The organism is Rhodococcus sp. AC861 (genome assembly GCF_979256035.1).
On record NZ_CEEDMW010000009.1, the window covers coordinates 1 to 15,364 of the forward strand.

General features: G+C 64.1%; 11 protein-coding genes. 4 read left to right on the forward strand and 7 right to left on the reverse strand.

Annotated elements, in window-relative coordinates; all coding sequences use genetic code 11:
- Positions 1-588: hypothetical protein (locus AC0IX4_RS22285; RefSeq protein WP_471831205.1), on the reverse strand; the 588-nt coding region annotated here is incomplete at its 3' end.
- Positions 589-661: 73 nt separating this feature from the next.
- On the reverse strand, positions 662-1,831 hold the full coding sequence (locus AC0IX4_RS22290; protein ID WP_471831207.1) for a hypothetical protein: 1,170 nt from the start codon (positions 1,829-1,831) through the stop codon (positions 662-664).
- A gap of 479 nt (positions 1,832-2,310) precedes the next feature.
- Between AC0IX4_RS22290 and AC0IX4_RS22295 the strand changes: the two genes are divergently transcribed.
- Positions 2,311-2,808 (forward strand): helix-turn-helix domain-containing protein, encoded by a 498-nt coding sequence (locus tag AC0IX4_RS22295; RefSeq protein WP_471831208.1) that lies wholly within the window; start codon positions 2,311-2,313, stop codon positions 2,806-2,808.
- Positions 2,809-2,962: 154 nt separating this feature from the next.
- On the opposite strand, the gene AC0IX4_RS22300 is transcribed toward AC0IX4_RS22295, so the two are convergent.
- Together AC0IX4_RS22300 and AC0IX4_RS22305 are read right to left on the reverse strand one after the other, a co-directional pair.
- Entirely contained in the window at positions 2,963-3,982 is a 1,020-nt protein-coding gene (locus AC0IX4_RS22300; RefSeq protein ID WP_471831210.1) for a GAF domain-containing protein, read from the reverse strand.
- A 64-nt stretch (positions 3,983-4,046) separates the two neighbouring features.
- On the reverse strand, positions 4,047-5,441 hold the full coding sequence (locus AC0IX4_RS22305; RefSeq protein ID WP_471831212.1) for a cytochrome P450: 1,395 nt from the start codon (positions 5,439-5,441) through the stop codon (positions 4,047-4,049).
- Between the two features lie 781 nt (positions 5,442-6,222).
- Here AC0IX4_RS22305 and AC0IX4_RS22310 point away from each other — a divergent pair.
- Together AC0IX4_RS22310 and AC0IX4_RS22315 are read left to right on the forward strand one after the other, a co-directional pair.
- Positions 6,223-6,402: a hypothetical protein gene (locus AC0IX4_RS22310; protein WP_471831214.1), complete on the forward strand. Its 180-nt coding sequence runs from the start codon at positions 6,223-6,225 to the stop codon at positions 6,400-6,402.
- Between the two features lie 230 nt (positions 6,403-6,632).
- Complete coding sequence (locus tag AC0IX4_RS22315; protein ID WP_471831216.1) at positions 6,633-8,570, forward strand: bifunctional DNA primase/polymerase; 1,938 nt, start codon at positions 6,633-6,635, stop codon at positions 8,568-8,570.
- A 915-nt stretch (positions 8,571-9,485) separates the two neighbouring features.
- On the opposite strand, the gene AC0IX4_RS22320 is transcribed toward AC0IX4_RS22315, so the two are convergent.
- Complete coding sequence (locus tag AC0IX4_RS22320; protein ID WP_471831218.1) at positions 9,486-10,406, reverse strand: ParA family protein; 921 nt, start codon at positions 10,404-10,406, stop codon at positions 9,486-9,488.
- A gap of 1,495 nt (positions 10,407-11,901) precedes the next feature.
- Here AC0IX4_RS22320 and AC0IX4_RS22325 point away from each other — a divergent pair.
- On the forward strand, positions 11,902-13,074 hold the full coding sequence (locus AC0IX4_RS22325) for a site-specific integrase (protein WP_471831220.1): 1,173 nt from the start codon (positions 11,902-11,904) through the stop codon (positions 13,072-13,074).
- Between the two features lie 33 nt (positions 13,075-13,107).
- Here AC0IX4_RS22325 and AC0IX4_RS22330 read toward each other — a convergent pair whose 3' ends face one another.
- Together AC0IX4_RS22330 and AC0IX4_RS22335 are read right to left on the reverse strand one after the other, a co-directional pair.
- Complete coding sequence (locus AC0IX4_RS22330) at positions 13,108-13,596, reverse strand: DUF4411 family protein (RefSeq protein WP_471831222.1); 489 nt, start codon at positions 13,594-13,596, stop codon at positions 13,108-13,110.
- The gene (locus AC0IX4_RS22335; RefSeq protein WP_471831224.1) at positions 13,596-14,753 is read right to left on the reverse strand and encodes an ImmA/IrrE family metallo-endopeptidase; all 1,158 of its coding nucleotides are present in this window, start codon (positions 14,751-14,753) and stop codon (positions 13,596-13,598) included. The genes AC0IX4_RS22330 and AC0IX4_RS22335 overlap by 1 nt, the downstream gene beginning before the upstream one ends.
- Positions 14,754-15,364: the final 611 nt, after the last annotated feature.

A 15,364-nucleotide genomic window follows, 5' to 3' on the forward strand; every position in this document is an offset into this window, starting at 1 on the left:
GGCGCGGGCCGCGACCGGGTCACGGTCGTAGTAGAACGCCTTCTCGAAGCGCCAGATCGCGCTCAGGCCGGGATCGGTGGTGTCCTCGGTGACCGGCTCACCGGCACCTTGGCCGGCGCACCAGGTGAAGTCCGCGGCGGCAGCTCCGCCAGCTGCCGGCTCCGCCGCGACAGGAGGAGCGGCCTGCGTGGTCGGAAGAAGTGGTGCCGGATCTGCGGTGAGGGTGTCCTCGGTGGCTCCGGTGAGGAGCGCTGCGGCGACGCCCACGGCGCCTATCAGGACCAGGAGGGACGCGGTGACCGCCACGGTGGACCGGTGACGACGCCACCACGAGGGCCTGGCAGCGGGGCCGGCGGCTCCGCTGCGCAGGGTCTCGGTCGTCGCGTCGAACGTCGGTGTCGGAGCGTCCGCGAGCCATCCGTCGTCGTCCGTGCCGGTGTTTCGGTCGGAGAGGACGGTGAGGCGTCGGTTCGGTGGTGTATCGGTGGACGCGGCGGGACTGGCGGTCGGGACGGGCGAGCGTTCGCCCGTGGCGGGCGGCGCGGCGGCGAACCAGTCGTCGGCTGCGCTGTCGTTGGGATGAGCCACAGCGGGACCTCCTCGGTCGGATCGGGCGAGCGTCGGGTGCGGACGAGCGGTGCCGGCCGCACCCGACAAAAGGTCAGGCCCCGATGGTCAGAGCGGACAGTGCGCCGGTCAGAGCTGCTGCGCCCTGATCGAACGCGGGGGCGTTGTCGGCGATCACGGTGTCGACCGCGGTCAGAACGTCCGCGCCACCGGGCGCGTCGGTGACTGCTTGGCGGGCCTGCTCGACGTAGGCCGGGGCCGTGTCGACGACCTGCTGGACGTCCTGCGGCGGTGTCCACACCAGCGCGGCGGGGGCGGGAGCCGGTGCCTCGGGTGCGGGTGCGGGAACAGGGGCGGGTTCGGTGATGGTGGTCTGCTGACCGCCGAGTGCGGTCGCACCGATGGCACCACCGATCGCGCCGCCGATGCCGGCACCGATGACGGTGGCGGGGACGCCGAGCGCCGCAGCTCCTGCTCCTGCGCCGATGGCTGCGCCGACTCCGGGTCCGAAGACCCACCCGACGCTGGGTGCCCACCAGGTGAACGGCACGGTGGCCGCGCCGACCCCGAGGCCGATCAGTCCGCCGCCGGCAGCGCCGAGTGCGGTGGCGGGGACACCGAGTGCGGCTGCGCCGACAGCGCCGCCGACGACGATGCCCGTCGCCGCGCCTGCGGCGGTGCGGTCGGCCTGCGGTGCGTCGACGAGGCCGGCGTTCACGAGAGCGTTGGCGCCGTCCGCCTGCAGGGCGGAGGCGGAGTTGTTGAACTGCTCGGCGAATCGAGCGTCGACCCAGTCGGGTCGGGCGATGGCCTGGCTGCCGATGAGGATGGTGCCCTCGGGTGCGTCGACCGGAGCGATGATCTTGCGGTCGACGGTGGGAACGGGAGGCGGCGCGATCGGTGACGGGGGTCCGACCTGTGGGGCAGGCTGCACGGTAGGTGCCGCGTAGTAGGTGGTCTGGACGGTGGACGATTGCTGGCGGCCGGACTGGTAGTCGTCGTAGCTGCGCCACTGCGACTGCTGTACCTGCAGGGACGGGGTGAAGCCGGGCAGGAACTCGCGCTGCTGGGTCGGTGCCGGGACCGGGGTGGTGTCGGTGGTGCCGGACTGGGCGGTGTCGGGAGCGGTGACGAAGTCCTGCGGAGCGGCGTTCGCCGTCGCAGAACCCATCGCCACAGCGAATGCGATCGGGACGGCCGTCAGGACGACAGCTCGTTCCTTACGCCTGCGGTGTCGGCCGCCGATTCCTTGCTGAGGAGACATGGCTGGGGTGCCTTTCATATAGTGCGGCGTTGCAGTGACAGTGAGCAGCTTCGGGAAAAGTCGTTGATGGTGGAACCATCACGCCCGCCACGGACGGAGCGGCGCGACCGAAGGCGAGGGCCAGCTTTCGGGTGCGCGAGCGCGAGTAATGGCGTAACGGTCGGCTTGGGTCGCCGGTACTGAAATGGCCGAGCCAAGAACAACGGCTGATCAAGATGACGGGCAAGCGGGCGGCTGCCGGGTCTTCGACTCGGAGGGGCATGTACCGCAGCGGTCATGAACAATTTGTGACCGAAGCTGCGCAGGTAAGTAACCTGGAGCCACCACGCCCTTTTCTGGTGTGTGGGTTGGTCCCTGGACGCGCTACGCGGACGGCAATCAGCTTGCGCGTTCAGGGACTTTTCTAAGTCGCTGGATGGCCCCCTTCGAACATCGACGGTCTAAACAACCAGTTTCACCGTAGCATCTAAACATCCTTTATGTGCTACAGCTTCGGCGCAAGTGGCATCGTGTCCACTTGTGGGGTTCCTTCGTTGAGGCGGCGACTGCGAGGCTTCGCGCCAGAGCAACTCCGGGCACGTCGCCTTGCCATGGGCCTCAGCGGGGCTGAACTTGCCCGTCTCGTGGGTGTCGCGTCGTCGACGTACTCGCAATGGGAGCGGGGGCAATCGCACCCTCGAATTGACTCGCTGGCTCGTTGCGCACAGGAACTGGGTCGGCCGATCAGCGACTTCGTTTTCGTAGCCGAAGAAGAGGAATACTTGGGTGACCTGCGGACTTCTCGCGGGTTGACCCAAGGCGCGCTGGCCACCGAGGTGGGTGTCAGCCCCCAGTACATCGGGGCGCTGGAGCGGGGCCAGAGCCGATTGGGTGACTCGACCGCATCAAAGGTCGCGGAAGTGTTGCGGTATCCCGTTCCACGCGTCGTAGCGGCGTACGAACGCGTTCGCCGCCGCCCGCGAGGTGAGCCGGCCTGATGGTGCAGCGGCACGTGACACGACATAGACAACTCCAGACGCATTTATCGACGTCACGGGAGTGAAATTGCACCCGTGATGGATTGGCTGCGTCTGAAGGCCGTTCGGCCAACAGGAATCTCCACCTAAAAGGTGGAGTGCCTCGGCGAAACTATCACGACTGCCGCCGGACCGAAATCCCTGCCGCTCCGTCATGAGACGTCGGCGCGGACGCGGGTAACACGGCAAGGACTAGACGCTCGCTCAACTGTCCCGGGTAAGGCCGGAGCTCCACTTCCGTGCGCTGCCACCGCCAATTAGCGCCGTCCTTGGCCCTGATGCGAACGAGCGCGACGACGGGTTGATGAGTAGATCGCGACCACTGGTCAAGGGCATCGGTCAGGACCGATCGATCTTCCTCATGGACAACATCGCGTCCGCTGGCAACATCCCTCCATCGGACCCACTCTGGGGCATCCGTCAGCCACATTGTCAGGATTCCGGTGTGTGCATCGAACACCGCCATCCGGGTGCCCGCGCTCTCAAGTGCGCTGGGCAGGCCCAGTTCGAGCAGCGTCGGCTTGTCAGGTGGGGTCGTGTCGGTGACGTCGTGCCACAGCAGTCGCAGACCGACGTTGCCGGGGTCCGTGCGCCCCTTGCCCCAGCAGTGCCAACGCATGATGTGCCCGTCGGCGTGCAGGACGGACATCGGGCCTTCCCAGCTTTTGCCGTGCTCCGGGTTCAACGCCGCAGCGAACAGCGACTCCGAATCATCGAACTTGACTGCTTTGGCGTAGTACTCGGCGGGCGTGCGTTCAGGGACGTGATCGGCGGGGTCCACACCGGACATCAAGGCCGCCTCGAGTGACTGAGCGATCACCGTGCGTTGCAGCAACCACGAGATCCCCGAAACGATACGAGGGGGGTCAGGAACAATGTCGGACTCGCCCAGCCACAGTTGAGCGCCGTGTGCCTCGCCGGAGGGCCCCAACACGGGAACCACACGAATCAGAAATGTGCCGCGACGGCTCGCGACCCGGTGTTCTTGGACCTGCCGAGAGAGGCAGGCGCGCGCGATGAGAGAGGGCAGGTCGATGTCCGATCCGGGTGAGAGACGGTCGACCTTCGTCCAGTTCCGGGTTCTCCCGCCTGAACTGACGACCGTCATCGCTCCCGGTGTCAGCGTCTCGACCAAGTGCCAACTGTTCACAACATCCATGCGCGTACTCTCCCCGACTAGGCGAGACCAGACGTTACATTTAATCGCAGCGCGAGAGCTGCAATCGAACACCGTGAGGTCGCAACGTGATGGCTTCCCTTACGTCCAGCTCGTATTTGCCGTCAGGGACCACGTCGTACCGTCGGACGATGGAAGCAAGGGCCAACACCGCCTCGTGAAGGGCGAACTGACGACCGATGCACGCTCGCAAACCTGTCCCCCACGGCTTGTATACACGGTCGGGGGCATGGTCCATCCTGCCGACCATGAACCGATCGGGGTCGAAGCTCCTGGCATCTGCCCCCCAGGATGCAGATCGATGTACCTGTGGAAGGAGAATAAAGACCCACCCTTCGGGAATCTCGTAGCCGCCCAGTTCGGCCGGGCCGCGTTCACGCGCCTTGCGGAAGTAACCGGGTGCAGCCGGCCACAGACGTAGCGTCTCGTCGACCACTCGGCGAACGCGACGGAGTTTCGGTACGTCGTCGAACTCGACCGCGCCACCATCAGGAGCGACGTTTTCCACCTCGTCACGTAAAGACTGCAGCAGGTCCGAGTCACGACTCAAAAAATGCAGAGCGAACGCCATGGTCGACGCAGTCGTCTCGTTCCCGGCAACGAGGAAGGTGATGATCTGGTTTTTGATGTTGTCGACGCTGAGACCATTCCCGGTCGTGGGGTCGACCGTTTCGAACATGTGCTGCAGCAGGTCTGAGTTCCCGTTGACGCCGGAACGGCGAGTGGGCATCCGGCTCTCGACGAGCGAGTCGACAGTATCCCGGATCAACGCCAGATCTTCCCCGTGTTGCCGGGCGGCGGATCGACCTGTGACGGCTCGGACCACGGGTACATCGTTCGACGATCGATTGACGTGGCGAAGCGCCCGAGCGATCGCTTCGGCGAACGGCACGTCGCCGTCGAACGTTCCGAAATCGTGTGAGAGGGCGCACCGCCCGATCACGTCGAACGCTAGTTTCGAGCACTCTTCGTATGCATCGACCGATTCGGAAGCGGACAAGTTGTCCCAGGTCGTCAGCAGTCCGTCGATGGAACGCTGCATGGATTGGTGATAGCGGCGCATCGCGGCTTTGTTAAAGGCTGGGCCGAGTACCGAATGCCCCAGTTGCCAGTTGGGTTCGGAGTTGAACGCCGTGAACAGCCCGTCGCCCGCGATGCCGCGTAGCTTGCGGTGCGGGAGGCCGAGAAACTTTGCCCACACCTTCTCGTTGTTGACCTCGTTGACCAGCATCGGATCGGACACCACCACGAGTCGATGTCCGAAGATTTTGCGCTCGTAGATGCCCCCGAGCTCATCAGCCATCTTCATCTCTCGCTGCACAGGCTTGGATGAGTCGACGCTGAGGAGGTCTCCGGCGACGGGGAGCCGGAACTTCGGATGCGGGAGGCGAGCGAGGGGTGGTCCAGCTAGATCCATGAAGACAGTGTCCCTCAGGGCGGTGCCGGTTATTTTGGGTCGCGATTACGGCGTGTCCTCCCCCCGCGGAACCGGTCGCAGGGCAGTATCAACTTGCCGTCCGTGGTTGTTTGCACCGAACTCGACAAGGAGGTACACCTCATGGGACGTCCCCATCTTGGTCCGACTACTCGTCTCGGATCAGTCCCGACGGAGGTCTACGCGGCGCTGACCGCGGCGGCAGCACAGCACGGCTACAGGGAGACGACGGCCTATGTCTCGGACATCCTCAGTCTTCATGTCGGCCGGCCCGACAAACTACGCGGCGCACTCAGCCAGGAGGTACTGCCACTGACGGGCTAGTTCAGCTCCGAAAATTTGCGCGGCATCCACATGCGCAGAACAAACGAGCGAGCCTATAAACACCGAACCCCCCGGCCCGTGGGCTGAGGGGTTCGGTGTTAAGAACGAAGGGCCAACTTCGTCCTCGGGTGCTGCTCACCAACTGAAGGGACAGACTGTGTCGGTCTGGTCTCAGGGTACAACGCACCCTGATGCAGGTCCAGGAAGCACCTGGCGCGTCCTTGCGCCCACTGCATGGGCGGTTCTCCACACATCCGTCCAGACCGCTGGGTCTTGTCACGTGACATGTGTCCACTCGACCCGGCTATCTGAAAGTCTCTCGAGGTGTCGGCGTGTCGCGGCACAACCCGCGGGGTCTCGAGGCAACATTCCTGCCGTGCCTAGGCCACCGAGAACACGTCCCATAGGGCGCCCACAACTGCCCTATCGACCGGTACAGATGAACACCAAAGTGCACCCTCAGGTCAAGCAACAGCTCACCGCGCTGGCTGCGGAGCGTGGAATCACATTGGGAGCTCTGCTCGCCGAGCTGACCGCGCGCGCCGCTGGGAGCACTGTCGAAGAGTTGACTGCAGGTGGTTTCGAACACGACTCGCAGGAGCTGCCGTTGACGGGTTGAGCGCAGTGACACAACGCTCGTTCGGAAAGGATGCCGACGAGCTTCATAGAACAGCACCGATATGACGAAGCCCCCGGCGGGGCGGCCGAGGGCTTCAAGGTCATTAGGAACGAGCGGGAACTCGAACCTCGGTGCTGCTGATCCCCGAAGGGACTGTCTTGCTGGACAGGTCTCAGGGTACATGCTGCCCTGATCAAGCTTCAAGTATCGATGCACGTGTCGTGTCGCCGATGTCGACACCGGACGCTGTGTGGCGGCGCCTGGCGCCCATGGTGGCGGCGCGCCGGTCCATGCGTGTGTACGACGCGGCGGCGCGGTCTTTCACCTCATCGCGTGCGTTGACGAGCAAACGGCCGCTCGTGCCGGCGGCGGTGCCGCTGTTCGCCCATGGGCGTGCGCGGGTGCTCGCACTGGACTTCGACGCCAAGATTCACGGCGCCGCCGCTGTCGAGGCGGACGTGGCGCGGGTTCTCGGGTGGTTGACAGAGACCGGTGGCCGCGCGATCGTCGACGTCTCCACCAGCGGCGGCCGCCATGTCCTGGTTCCTTTAGCCCCCGGCGTCACCGCTGGCGTTGCCGAGCTTCGTCCTCTGCTGAATCTGTTGGCCGCTCGCCTGCCGACGTTGGACATCGTCCCTATGACTAACGCCGCGACCGGATGCATCACTGTCCCCGGGTCCGTATGCCGGGAAGGCGGGCACCGTCACCTGGTCGGTGACTTGGCTACCGCGACCGACATCTTGACCATCGGGTCTGAACCGGCGGTCCTGACCTGCCTCGCCGCACTTCTCGGCGGACTCCCCCACGCCCGCCTACACACAGAATCGGCGGTGCGCACTGTCGACGACGAGATCCGGAACACCACGGTCGCCGAGCGCGTCATCGGAACGGGCCGCGCAGCTCGGCTGCACAGCCGATTCTGCCGTACTACACCCCCACCGGCGGCGGTGCGTGCGTTCGCCGCCACCGGGCGGCTCGACCGGACGCGGTGGGCGTCCCGCTCCGAGGCCCGCCAGTCGGTCATCGCGCACGCCGTGCTCTCCGGCGCTACAACCGATGACATCGCCGCACGCCTCGACACACAAGAGTGGGCCGGCGTCCGGAACGCCTACGCCCACTATGGCGATCTTCTCGGCGCAGTTCGCCGCGACATCGCACGTGCACTCGACTGGGCCGCGTCGTCGCTGCCCGAACCAGTCCGGCATACGGGGCACAAGTTAAAGCACACAGGGGGTACTACCGATCCGGTCGTCTCAGGCTGGCTGGTTCGGGCGCAAGACTGGGTCGGCCGGGAATACGCCTCGCGGCGGGATCGGTGGTCCATCCACGCGGTGCTGCAGGCGTTGGCATGGGGTGCGGCGACAGCAGGAGAAGTCATCGAGGGTGTTCCCGTGGTGGCCTTGGGTGGGCGGTCTTTGTCCACAGCAGCAGGGTTGCTGCCGGAAACCACCGTGTGGTCTGTGCTGGCGCGCCTGCGAGACACTCCCGGATCCCCTGTCCTGCTCATTGCCCGCGGCGTCGGCCAGAACGCCGACCGCTATGCCCTGGTACCCCCTGGCGGGGACAACTCGGCACAGGGTCGCTCAGAGCCAAAAATACGGTCGGTCGCCATCGAGACGGTCCATCCGGCGTGGAGCATCATCGGCTACCGCCACCGCGTCCTCTACGACGCAGTCGCGGCCGCCGACCGCCCCATGACCGTCGATACTCTGCTCCAGCGGGTGCGGATCGGGCGATCCAGCGGCTACGACACCGTCCTGGACCTGCGCACCGCCGGCCTGCTCACCGTCACAGACGGATACGTCCAGCTCGGCGACACAGAGCTCGACGACATTGCCCACCGCAACGGCCTCGCCGCTGTACTACGCTCGCGCACTGTTCGGCACCGAGCCGAACGCGTCATCTGGCGTCAGTGGCTCGCCGAACGCGAAGCCCAACGCACCCCTACTCCCCCACCGGTGTCCACGGCGGCCGTCATCGTCGACGACGGCATCGCACCACCAGACGAAGGGCTCTGGGACTCCATCATGGCCGACGAACCCCGATACAGACCCGACAACGACCCCTACGCATCACTGAACACCCTGCTCGACGCTGTCGATACCGCCACCATCGCATCCGAACGACGCAACACCACGCCCACAACCATCACGATCCTCGGCGCATAACTGGGACGTGTCGACCGTTCGAGATGTGTAACCGATGGACGAAAAGCGTGCTACGGATCTGCGGGAGTCTGCAGCGACAGGTCAACGCGCTACGTTCCGGTGGGTGCACAAGCAACCCGTTCCACTACTAAACTGTAGGAGAAACGTCCAGGTACCTTCGAAGGGCTTCTTCGACCAAAGCGCTCCTACTCCCGGCGCCCCAATCGATGGCTAGCTGGTCAAGGAGAGATGCGTCCGCATTGATGACCCCTGCGAGGGGTACGCGTGCCCGCGGTTCTTGGTGCCGCCTACGTGTCGGTCTGCCGACCTCAGCGCGTTTGAACAATCCTGTTGAAGAACTGCCCGTAGCGCGTACCCAGTGAGCCTTCAACTCGTCCGCGTGTTTTTCTACAGCATCGAGAACTACTTGTCCGTATGAGCGTGCGGTCGCCGGGTTCGAGTTGCGCTCGTCCAGCGTAAGCGACCTCAACGCGACGTAGACAGCTTGTGGCAGAGCAACTTCCGGGGGCGCGATGCGACTCGATGGTGAGGACGGGTCGCGCCGGGTGTTACGCCGACGCGCGTCCGTACGGCGACGCGTGTTCGTGTCTTCTACGACAACGGCTGTCGTGGCGGTTTCCGAGTAGTCCTGCCAAGTCGCTGAGTTTTCGCCTCGGGGACCTGATGACGATGGAGTCGACCCTTGCTGCGGCGCAGATTCGGCTGCATCACCCTTGTGAGAATCGTTGTCCGTCGCACCCGACCCCACAATCGACAGAGTGGCCGTCGGCTCGACCGCTCCGTCGGTGTTCACAGGGTCGTTGTCGTTGTTTCCATCGTGGTCGCCCGAAATTCGCACGGGCTCTACAGGTGGCAGAACATCGGCCAGATCCCCCAGGAGCTCGGGATTGAAGGCCGCACGCCGTTTGCGGCTGCTCATGCGACGCCACCTTCGACACGCTGACGTTCGGCACGGGTTACGCGGGTCAGGATCTCGCGGGTGAGGGCTTGGTAGTCGCTGGCGAGGCCGGAGGGGTCTCGTGACCACAATCGCTCCCCCGGCTTACTCTTCTGGCGAAGTCGCTGCAATCGGTTTTTCTGGTCCGACTCAGCGGCCTCGACGAGTTCCAACGGGGTGAGGTGTCGAGTTCGCAGATCGACCGCAGCGGCTCTGTCGGACCGGATGAACGCTTCGAATGGATCCGCGCCGCTGCCGTCGAGTAGGTCGTTGACCTGCTCGAAAACGTCGCGATTTCGGGCCGTAGCGCGGGGGTTGGTGTCGAAGAGCACCACGCCAAGGAGCTCAATTACGGACCCTGCTTGTCGTGCGCGGAGATACCGAAGAGCGAGTAATTCAACCCCAGACAAGCTTGCGTCGTCATCCCTGGTGGGCACGATGAGATACCTGGCCGTGCCGAGCAGCGCATCAAGAAGAGGCGCGTCGCCGGGCCCGGAATCGATGAGAATCAGCTCATATCCCTCTGTCGCGCACAACGAGTTCAGGGTGTGATCGAGATTCGCGCGAAGGTCAATCCCTGTCTGGCCCGCGGTGGCTGCAACCGATGCGACGACCGCAAGAGCAGGTCCGCCGGGAATGACATCCATGTTTGGGCGCACGTTGCGGATGGGCTTTAACTCTTGAGCGAACTGCAGAGCCATGCTCAAACCCCTACCGCCGTCGCCTTCGACACCTAGATCCGAGGAACTTACGTTGGCTTGCTGGTCGGCGTCGACGACCAGCACTCTGCGACCCGCCGCAGCGACCATGCCGGCCACCGCGGACACGATGGAGCTCTTACCAACGCCTCCTTTCTGATTGGCGACCAGCAGAGTTCGCGATGTTCCCGATGTCGTCACCCAGAGAAAAGTACTGCATCTCGGCCGGGGTGCAGTGCAGCGACACGGCCGCACCCTCGACCTATCGGAAAGGCTGACGGCGCACTGTATCGACAGCCGGGCGCAGGGCGATCGTTAAGGGCGTGAGTCTAGCCGTAGTCAAGGTCGCTTATAGCGACTGAAGTTGTGCCTGTACGACAGCGCGGCATCGGGCCATACGCGCGGCGCTCACTACGGACACGATAGTGGGAGCAACTCGGGCCGTAATGAGCGTCAATCATAAGGCTACGCTTTTGGCCGTAACACCGTGCGTAATTACGCGCTGTGCGCAGATCACGCATATCGCTATTGTTGTGGGTGGTTACTAGAGCGTCATTGCAGCGTGATGTGCGGGCATAGTGCCGTACGTGAGCGTGTACAGACGTATGGCCATGCGTATGGGCTTGTGTGCGGGCATGTGTTCGACCGTAAGTATATGACCAGTTCAAGACCACAAGAGCGTCGGTTGCGGACGCGCGAAAGCGTCCTCGACCGTGATAGTACGACGGGCTCAGGGGCGTGGCGTGCGCTGCGGCAAAGGCCTCAACTGTAGGCCAGGGCCATGGGTTATCTGTGTCAGCTCAACGCCACTTCCTCGACAGCTGGCGCAATGGCAACAGGGCAGTGATCGAGCACCGCCAAGCCCTGCCCGCAACGAACAAATGCTATTAAGCATTTGTGAATGCCACTCACAGCGTTGCTTACGGACCGGCTTTGAAGTGACCCGTTAACTTCAAGGCGAGGACATGGTTTAAGCGGGTGCTGCGCGCGCACTTCAGTCAATGGGGGAGCGGTACCCGCCCGTACTCACGGTGACCTGTCGTACTCGATGGTGTTGAACCGTATCGCAGCCAAACCTGATAGCGCCCGAGGTGACCGCGTGACGGGGGAATCCGACAACCCGCAGAATGGCCTGGGAGGCAACCGCTCACATGATCGCCCGTACGGCCATAGGTATGGCGGTCCGTATGGTCTTGGCGAATTATGGTGCGATCAACCATCGGGTATCAGACGGGGTACCAAAGACGCATTGCCGACGCCGCCCACTATTCGTTCAGTGGTGTCACAGTGACGAAACTGCGTAGCAACGACACCGACGCCCTGGTGGTCTTGCGTCTGCGCTGATTGGTAGCCCCCGCCAGGTGACTGTTCGTCGGGGTTTGGCGAAGTCTCATGCGCTGAGTGCGCAGAAGCGATGCCGTCCAATAACGGCTGCATACGCCGTCCGTCAGGGCCGGATACGGTAAAGGCGAAATCTTGCGATGGCGTTGAACTGCGATTCTGTCGATTGACTGTCGCTCAATCGCGGTGACCGCAGAGGCGGTCACAGGGCCGGATGCGCACACTTGTCGCGTCGCCCCGCGTTCTTCTGAAGTTAAAAATATTAATTTCACTTAACGCACATTATGTCTCGAAACTACAGTTCAGCTCGGTTTTCGCCCACGACCGTGTCCGACGAGGGGTCTAGGCTGCAGATATGCACTCCCGACCTGCCGAAGCGGCCCCGTTGACCCCACTGACGGCCGTCCCGGCTCCGTCGGAGGGCGCGGCAGCGCCGGCGATCCCCGCGGCGGTCACCGCACGCATCGCCGCCGCGGTGGAGTCGTCCCGCTCGGCCGGCACCCGCCGCGCCTACGCCGCAGGGTGGAGACGGTTCACAGACTGGTGCATCCGCAACGGGCACATCGCCCTCCCGGCGCACCCCGTCACGGTCGCCGCGTATCTCGTCGACGCGGCTGACACAGTCACCGCGGCGGGGGAGAGGGCATACGCCGCCAGCACCCTGTCGGCGTGGGCGTCAGCGATCAACCACTTTCACCAGACCACCGGACACGCCTCGCCCACGAAGCACCACCTCGTCACGGCTGCGCTGGCGGGCATCCGCCGGCAGTACGCCACCGCTGGCGATCGACCCCGCACCCAACGAGCGCCGTTGCTGGTATCCGACATCCGACACCTCGTCGACACCGCCCGCGCCCAATGCGACGGGTGGGCCGACGACGTCTACGAGCGCCGCGACAGCGCACTGCTACTCCTCGGTTTCGCCGGCGCGTTCCGCCGATCCGAACTCGCCGACCTCGAGAGCCGCGACGTCAGCCTGCACCGCGAGGACGGACTGCACATCCGACTGAGGAAGACCAAGACCGACCAGGAAGGCCGTGGCGTCGTCCGGGCACTCCCGACGACTGAGTCCCACGCGACGTGCCCGCCCTGCGCGTACGTGCGGTGGGTGCAGCTTGTATCTGCCTTCGACGCGGGCGGCCGACCCTCGGTCATACGACTGCTCCGTAGTCGCGACCCGTTCGACAAGCATGTGTGCCGCGGGGGTGTGCCACGGGTGGCCGCACGTGCACCGCTGTTCCGCGCCATCGCAAAAAACGGAAACCTGGGAACCACACCAGTTTCAGGGGCTGCGATCCACAAGATCATCCGACGCCGTGCCGAACGCGCCGGCTACGACCCCACCCTCGTCGCGCAGCTCGGTGGGCACTCGCTTCGCTCTGGGTTCGTCACCCAGGCATTTCGCAACGGTGCCGACGCCCACGCCATCATGCGTCAGACCGGCCACGCCACGCCCGCCATGCTCGAACGGTACGCACGAGAGAACACTCCCTTGATCGGCAACGCCGTCAACGACATCGGGCTGTAGATGGCGACACCGTTTCCTCCACGAAGGCGACGGTCAAGTGCTCAGCTGCAGCTTCGCCCCGGTTCGGCGCATCATCTCGAACGGGTCCATGCACGTAGCACCGATCGCGGCGCAGGCGTCAGGAATCTTCACTCGCTTGCGCGAGTTCGGGTCCGAGCGCTCATGTGTCACCAGTACGTGGTCATGGCCGCGTGCGTGGGCTACCAACAGGTAGTCGGCTTGATTACCGGCGAACTCGGCGAGTGCAGCAGGGGTAAACGGTCGGGATACGGCCCATGCAGTCAGTGCCCCAAAATGAGCAGTAGTGGCTTGGTCGACAGGCTGAAAGAACGAACTGTTCCTCTGCGCCCACGCTGCAAGTTCATCGGCCCCACTTACCAGCTCGGTCTTCACCGCTTCGATACTGCCGACCTCTCCAGAAGCGTGCGCCGCCTCAAGCCACGCCCAGAACCCGGGCGCGATATCAAAGGCGTAATAACGATTCTTCGCCTCGATGAGTACGTTCGCGTCGATCAAGTACATCAACTTGCCCCGATTTCGTCAGCGAGGCGTTCGAAGGTCTCATGTTTTCTGGTACCCAACAGTTGAAACGCGTCACGAAAACTGGTGTTGCCCTGATATGTACTGGCAATGACCGCCCGCGCGAACTGGCGGCTGAGTCGAAGAGGCTGTGTGTTGTAGTAGTTTCCACCGGAATTTTCTCCGCGGCGACGCTTCGCTAGCTCGATGACGAGGTTGCGCTGTTCTTCGTACCGATCTCGGTAGTCTTCCCAGCCGAGAAAGCGTGCGTCGAACAGGCGCTTCAGGATGACCAGTGTGCTGACCCTGTATCGGCGAGAAAGGCGTGTCAGCTCGTTCGGCGTTGGCTCACCCTGGTAGTCGCGGCGAAGTGCGGCCAGCGGGACCAGAACTTCAGCTGCGACCTGGTTGCACCACAGTTCCTCGGCGACGCCGCCTCGCGCGACCATTGCGGCATCGGAGAGAGCGCTGCCGCCGAGCCAAATGTGGGCCAGTTCGTGAATCAACGTGAAGATCTGCGCAGCTTTGGTATCTGCCCCGTTGACAAAGATCAGGGGAGCGATCGGATCAGACAAAGCAAACCCGCGGAACTCTTCTGGATCGAGGGCGCGGTGGGTGTCGCCACCGACAATGCCACTGACCATCACCAGCACACCGATTGCTTCGATGCGATCGATGAGTTGGCGCAGGGCATTGTCGGACGTCGTGAACATACCGCGCTCGGTCAGGTCGAAGTCGAGGGCCGCTCGGATCGTCCGCGCGGCGTCGTTCACAGGCGTATCCCTGGTCGCGGAGCCCACAAACGTCAACAAGGGAGCACCGCGATCGCGCGCATAGTCGATGTACCACTGCTGGCGGGTTTGGCAGATGTAGATCGAGTCCAGCAGATCGACAGACGGCCGAGGGACTACTGCGTTGCCGACGGTACGCATGTCCGGGATCGGCACCGGCTCGTTCGGCGGTTCAGACAGGAAGAGCAGTCCGAAGGGGGTGTGAGTCGCCTGGGCGAAGCGCTCTAGCTGCCGGAGCGTTGGTTGCTGCTCGCCGCTGATCCACTCGTCGAGCTTCGGGGCGCGGCGTCGTGCAGTCTCATCGTCCCAACCAGCACGCTCGGTTGCCCACTCGAGAAGGCTGGGGGTCACGTTGACGCGTACCGCCACTGCTAGCCCCCTATGTCTCTCCCGCTCTGTTTCGCTCGCTTCACGATGAGTGTGGCACGGCCGATGCGGTCACCGGACCTCGTCCGCTGAAAGAGGGCGCTGAACTGCGCCAATGGCGGCGGCGACGAGCCCTTCACTGCCTGCGGATGCGGCGTCCGTGGATCTCGGGTGGGCTTCGTGACTGCCACCCCGTTGCGGAACATCTGCGCCGCTCGTGGCCGCCGAGTCAGTGGTGCAGTGAGCGCCCAGATGGGACCGAGCGAGGTAATGACCCTCAATCCTGAGGCGGGGTTACCACGTCCAGGGTCTTTAACATCTTGTGGTGAGGTGCATATCGCATCGGTCCTGACCAGCGTCGAGCGAACAATGGTTCCACCGCGAGGATGGTGCGGTAACAGTGGATTGTCTGACGCGAGGCCCGAGGGGTTGTCGTCAACGCTCGACGATTCAGCTGACGCAGTACCGGTCACATGATTTGTGCCGACAAGGATGGGCACGGCGAAAGACACGGCTTCTTCGCGGAGGTGAAAGATCAGAACCGCCTCCGGGAACGGCACGGGCGGCGACAGCAGCGCGCCACTGCCCAATCGCACGCCGCCGACTTGAGAAGC

Bases quoted from the DNA above. Each gene is read 5' to 3' on its own strand.
- AC0IX4_RS22305 (WP_471831212.1), bottom strand. From the start codon at position 5,441: ATGGATCTAGCTGGACCACCCCTCGCTCGCCTCCCGCATCCGAAGTTC.
- AC0IX4_RS22310 (WP_471831214.1), top strand. From the start codon at position 6,223: ATGAACACCAAAGTGCACCCTCAGGTCAAGCAACAGCTCACCGCGCTG.
- AC0IX4_RS22295 (WP_471831208.1), top strand. From the start codon at position 2,311: ATGTGCTACAGCTTCGGCGCAAGTGGCATCGTGTCCACTTGTGGGGTT.
- AC0IX4_RS22315 (WP_471831216.1), top strand. From the start codon at position 6,633: ATGTCGACACCGGACGCTGTGTGGCGGCGCCTGGCGCCCATGGTGGCG.
- AC0IX4_RS22290 (WP_471831207.1), bottom strand. From the start codon at position 1,831: ATGTCTCCTCAGCAAGGAATCGGCGGCCGACACCGCAGGCGTAAGGAA.
- AC0IX4_RS22330 (WP_471831222.1), bottom strand. From the start codon at position 13,596: ATGTACTTGATCGACGCGAACGTACTCATCGAGGCGAAGAATCGTTAT.
- AC0IX4_RS22325 (WP_471831220.1), top strand. From the start codon at position 11,902: ATGCACTCCCGACCTGCCGAAGCGGCCCCGTTGACCCCACTGACGGCC.